Genomic DNA, 3,782 nt, shown 5'->3' on the forward strand with positions numbered 1-3,782 from the left:
GCGTATGAGCGGGCAAAGGTGGTGGGGACGGTTGGGAGGTAGGGTAAGACGAGCAGAGCGAAAAATATGCGTGCTTTTATCGCCTATCAAAATCCCGCGCTGCAACGGAACGCATGAGTTCATATAGCTCAACGCGGCTTGAATTTGCTGAGGCTGAATTGGCCAAATAGTCAAACTTAACTAGCAAGGCACAATTTCGCCTTGGGTTTAGCAAAAGGCAATCAGACCATACATCTTCTTTGTTTTCAATTGACGCCGCGTATCTTAGAAGCCAGTACATGAGAATCTGCCTGAAGTCGCCAGATACAAAGTTCCTGTCCGTGTGTTTTACTTCAATAAGAATATTTCCCAGCGAGAAATCTCCGTTCCCTGATGCAATCCACCCGTATCCCGGTATAAATGGAGCTTTCTCAAGGCGAGCATCCGGGTGCTGCGCCCTTACACTTCTTAGCATCTCCATGAGGTTATGCGCGGCTAGCTCGGCAACATCAATATCGCACCGTTCGAGTTTTGTCGGAATTCTTGCGTCATAGTGCTGACTCTGGCGCCTTGCTGCTACCTTGAGGCAGTCGTCCCATGTTGCCTCGCTCAATCCATCACAGGCGAAATCGACGCGGGCCATCGCTACCTCGAACAACATGGCCTTTTGCAGTCGGCTTTGCTCAATTAGCTCAATCGGGATGGCATTCAACTCGGCAAACGAAAACATCGTCTTGTTCAATGACGACACTAGCCCTCCGGATAATCGAGGGAAAAGGATATCCAATACCCCGGGAATGTCTCGAGCAACAGTTCGTGGATCCCTTAAGGGGAGCCTATTAAGAGCCATTTGCCACCCAGTCTTCATAACACGAAGCAAAAGTAGGCCCTATGGTTGACTCAAACCCAAGCCGCCATTCTTGCGCTAGTGTCCTGCGCAATTGACTTCTTGCATGTGCTCCATCATCCCCGAAATTGCCAGCTGAAAGCCAAACCATCCTTTGCTCGTCAGGGCCGAGATTCTGCCACTGATTTCTTAGGCGCATAAAGCTGGCACGATCGCCCCAATGCCGCCAGCAGTCGATGCAAGCACGCCTTACCGCTTGCGACGATGATCCGTCATAGATGCGACGAACAAAACGGCCGCGCACATCTGTTCGTCGAAAGCGTATAGCTCTCAAAAAATGAAGTAGATTGGTCTCTGGCATAAGCAGGTGTGACGCGGCTGCGGGTAATCTATCCAGAAGGCCATCAATCTGATCAAACACCACGTTAAAATCCTCGTTCGCGCGAACAGAGTACACACCGCGCATAATCTTTGCCCATGACGCTCTAAAAGAATCGAGGTTGCGGACGTCCAGCAAAGTTGCGCAAAGTTGGGCGGCTACAGTTGGCTCCTGAAATTTCAGAGCCCGCCCTATCTGGGCCAAAACGAAGTTATCGGGCTGTGATTTCTGCTTCTCAAGATCGAGCAGAAATTGAATATCAATATCATCAAAAGATTTTTTCAGCTCCTCGTAATCGCTCTTGGATGCGTCCGAATAAGGATCAAAATGCAGGTCAAGTTCCCTCAGCGCCGTGCTTGCATCTTCTCCATGACCGAGCTGAGCAGCAATATAATCCTTATAGTGTTTCGCGCTCAGAATCGTTGTTTTTGTTCTATTAAGTGAAAGACCGTAGTCAGCAAGTGAATGAGACAATGTCGAAAGTGCACGGTAGGCATCTTGTTGAGAATCGCATATCAATGTAAAATCATCTACATAGCGATGCCAAACTATCCCAGCATCCGAAAGAGATACGTCTATCGGAGACATCATAACTTCCGCAAGAATTCGGGCGCACTGTCCGCCGACGGGCAGACCGAAAGATCGGCCCGATGAGAGTTTGCTCAGGATTCGATCGATCTGTACTGCAACCGTGGACCCAGAGGGGCTAAGATCGTTTAGGAGATTTTCCAGTCTGTGGTGATAGATATGCTCGTAGTAACTGGATACGTCCGTTTGAATAACGACACTATCCTCATTATTCAAGGCTTCCTCATTTAAGATTGCTTCTTTATAGGTTCTCCATGAGCGCGACCTGTCAAAGAATGACGGAAAATTGTGCAAGTCGCGGCCAAGCCGATAGGAATGCACCCGGGAACTACGGCTGTCTTCGTTCGCTTCGGCTATAGCTAAGCCAAGACCATTAAGGTACAAGTTCCAAAATGGGTGTATTTTAGTCGTGATGCGAAATCCGTGCGAGCCAGAAGGAGCAAGTAGGCGTTCCGCACCCACTGTAATCTCGCTCATGAAGGCGGCGGCCTGCTTAACAGATTTATTGTTGATATTTTTAAATAACTCAAAACATATTTTTGAGAGCTCTGGTGATCTGTCACGGATAAAGCTCGCGTCGATATCGTAGGGAAGAGTATCGTTTTCGCCGCTTTCCCCGATCTCCATCGCTGCTGCAAGAAAATTTCTCTCTTTAACGTCCAGCATAATACCTTCCGCAGCAGCATGGGCCCGAATCTATGAGATGACACCCCTAAGGTTATACATTTGCAAGCTTCGCCATTAAAAGTCTAGCCAATGAAATCTATCGATATTTTCGTTTCTATCGCCGATTGGAATGATCGTGCCGCCGGAAGAGGGGCGGCCCAGAAGGCGCGGCTTATGACAAACCTTGACTGGCCCACCTGTTCGGATACTGTTGAGGAATGCTCCGAGAAGAAGCGGCGCCGGGCATTGAGGACAGCCGCACGATAACCGACAATGGGTTTGGTCCCTTACGTCGACGATAAGAAGAACCAGCGCCAGCCTATGGCTGGCTATGCTGCCGAACACTCCTCGAACGAAACCAGCGTCTGCGCGCCGTGGTGCGCACACCTACGGAGGGAGTCATGCGGTTTGCATTGGTGAATAGCGAACGAAGCGAGGCTAGGCCCGCGTTGGCAGGCAGTTGCCCGTGCTGCTCGCAGCGGATGGTCGCAAAGTGCGGAACGCAACGAGTTTGGCATTGGGCACATTGCGGCAATCGGAACTGCGACCCTTGGTGGGAGCCGGAAACCCTTTGGCACCTAAGCTGGAAAAATCAGTTTCCCTCCGAGTGGCAGGAAATCATCCGGCATGATGAGAGGGGTGAGAAGCACGTCGCAGACGTGATGACCGAAAATAGCCTGGTAATTGAGTTTCAGCATTCGCACCTGCCTTTGCAAGAGAAGGTGGCGCGCGAAGGTTTCTACCAGAGTATGGTTTGGGTCGTGGACGGTACGCGCCTAAAAGGCGACCATCCCCGATTTCTTGGCGGGCGCCGGCTGTTCAGATCCACACACATGAACGGTGTTTTCACCGTCGCTGATCCGAAAAATTGCTTCCCCTCCGGATGGCTCAGTTGCGGCGTGCCCGTCTTCTTTGATTTTGAGCACACCGTTACGTCCACTGATACATCAACAGCAAAGACCGAGCTGCTCTGGTGCCTTTTGCCGGGACGCGCTGAAGGATGCGCTGTCGTCGTTGCGGTTTCGCCAGTCACCTTTGTGAAAGCCGCGCTGAAGTGGACCTGGATCATCCCAGTTCGGGCAGTGATGCAAACGGTTGCTGCCACGCTAAGGCGCGAGCGAGAAATTGCTGAACGTGAAGCTCGGTCCTCAATTTATGACCGCCCACAGTACCGCAGGCGGAGGTCTAGATCGTTCCGCAACTTTCGTCGGCGACCACGTTTCTAGCCACCAGGCGCACAGGAAGTGGGAAGTCCTAGTTGTTTACCCCCCAGCCAACCGCGGCAGCAAAAATATCTCCGCCCCCTCCGGCAGCTTCTTCCCC

3 protein-coding genes are annotated in these 3,782 nt (G+C 51.3%); 1 reads left to right on the forward strand and 2 read right to left on the reverse strand.

Annotated elements, in window-relative coordinates:
* Positions 1–76: 76 nt before the first annotated feature.
* Together EOA36_RS30270 and EOA36_RS30275 are read right to left on the reverse strand one after the other, a co-directional pair.
* Positions 77–730: a hypothetical protein gene (locus EOA36_RS30270; RefSeq protein ID WP_245464514.1), complete on the reverse strand. Its 654-nt coding sequence runs from the start codon at positions 728–730 to the stop codon at positions 77–79.
* Positions 731–818: 88 nt separating this feature from the next.
* Positions 819–2,459: an RNA-directed DNA polymerase gene (locus EOA36_RS30275; RefSeq protein ID WP_127280616.1), complete on the reverse strand. Its 1,641-nt coding sequence runs from the start codon at positions 2,457–2,459 to the stop codon at positions 819–821.
* Between the two features lie 401 nt (positions 2,460–2,860).
* Between EOA36_RS30275 and EOA36_RS30280 the strand changes: the two genes are divergently transcribed.
* Positions 2,861–3,685 (forward strand): competence protein CoiA family protein, encoded by an 825-nt coding sequence (locus tag EOA36_RS30280; RefSeq protein WP_127280617.1) that lies wholly within the window; start codon positions 2,861–2,863, stop codon positions 3,683–3,685.
* The last annotated feature ends 97 nt before the right edge of the window (positions 3,686–3,782 follow it).

Source organism: Mesorhizobium sp. M8A.F.Ca.ET.021.01.1.1 (genome assembly GCF_003998025.1).
Classification (GTDB): Bacteria; Pseudomonadota; Alphaproteobacteria; order Rhizobiales; family Rhizobiaceae; genus Mesorhizobium.